The sequence below is a fragment of the Dietzia sp. SLG310A2-38A2 genome, from assembly GCF_014145095.1.
Classification (GTDB): domain Bacteria; phylum Actinomycetota; class Actinomycetes; order Mycobacteriales; family Mycobacteriaceae; genus Dietzia.
Map to the genome: position 1 here is coordinate 8,254 of NZ_JAALDX010000467.1, position 1,280 is coordinate 9,533.

Below are 1,280 nucleotides of genomic sequence, written 5' to 3' on the forward strand. Positions count from 1 at the left end.
TCGATCCGTTTGACGTCCTTCATGGGATCTCCTCGCCTCAGGCGCCCAGGTACTGGGCGACGGTGTAGTAGAGCGGAATGCCGAGGACGATGTTGAACGGGAATGTCACGGCAAGGGCCATTGTGAAGTACCGGGACGGCCGCGCCTCGGGGATCGCGTAGCGCACAACGGCCGGCACCACGATGTAGGACCCGCTCGCCGCGAGCACGGCGAGCATGGTCAGGTCACCGACCGGCAACCCGGCCAGACTGCCCAGGGCCAGCGCCATCGATGCTCCGACCAGAGGCATCACGATGCCGAACCCGATCAGGAACGGGCCCACGTCGCGGACCTCGCGGAGTTGCCGGGCGACGAGCAGGCCCATCTCGAGCAGGAAGAAGGCCAGCAGCCCCTTGAACATGTCGTCGACGAACGGAGACATGGACTCGCCGGCGTCGGCCCCCACCACGGTGCCGATCACAAGCGACCCGATCAGCAGCAGGTGCGCGCCATCGGTGAACGCCTCGTGCAGGATCGCCCGCATTGACAGGGGTGCGCCCGACACCGGACCGGAGGCACCAGCCCCCGCGTCACCCGCCAACTGGGCGGAACGCTGACGGGACCGTGCCCAGGTGGCCAGAAGCACCGCCATGATGATCGCGGGCGATTCCATCAGCACCAGGGCGACCGTCATGTACCCGCCGGGCTCCTCCCCACGGGCGGTCACGAACTGCGTCGCGGCGATGAAGGTCACCGCGCTGACCGACCCGTAGGTCGCCGCGATGGCGGCCGCGTCGAACTCGTCGACCCTGCGCCGCAGGACCAGGAAGCCCAGCGCAGGAATCACCAGCGCCAGGAGGAGGGCGATGCCGACCACCGCCGCGGCACGTCCGTCCAGACCGGTCTCACGCAGCGCCTGACCGCCCTTGAACCCGATCGCCATGAGCAGGTACAGCGACAGGAACTTCGTCACAGGGGCCGGGATCTCCAGGTTGGAGCGCACCGCTGCCACGAACAGCCCCAGGAAGAAGAACAGGATCGGCGGGTCCGTGAGACTGCCGAGAATGCTGAGGTCCATTGAGTCTCCGTGAGAGTGTCCGAGTCCGCGTGCCACCGACCGGGGCACCCGGACCGCCGTGGTCGATCGCGACCCACGGCGCCGTCATAACGCGACTCACAATACACGACTTTTATTACGTGTCTTGTAAGAGACTAATTGTGCTTCTCGTCTCTCCCGCGATGGCGCCGCCCGAACGGAGGGCCGCTGGGCGGGTGGGCTCCGCGCGGGTGCCGCCGCGGGC

1 protein-coding gene is annotated in these 1,280 nt (G+C 67.6%); it reads right to left on the reverse strand.

The annotated features are described in order from the left end of the window. Positions 1 to 37 precede the first annotated feature (37 nt). Positions 38 to 1,057 (reverse strand): sodium-dependent bicarbonate transport family permease, encoded by a 1,020-nt coding sequence (locus tag G6027_RS15270; protein ID WP_182637912.1) that lies wholly within the window; start codon positions 1,055 to 1,057, stop codon positions 38 to 40. Between the last annotated feature and the right edge of the window lie 223 nt (positions 1,058 to 1,280).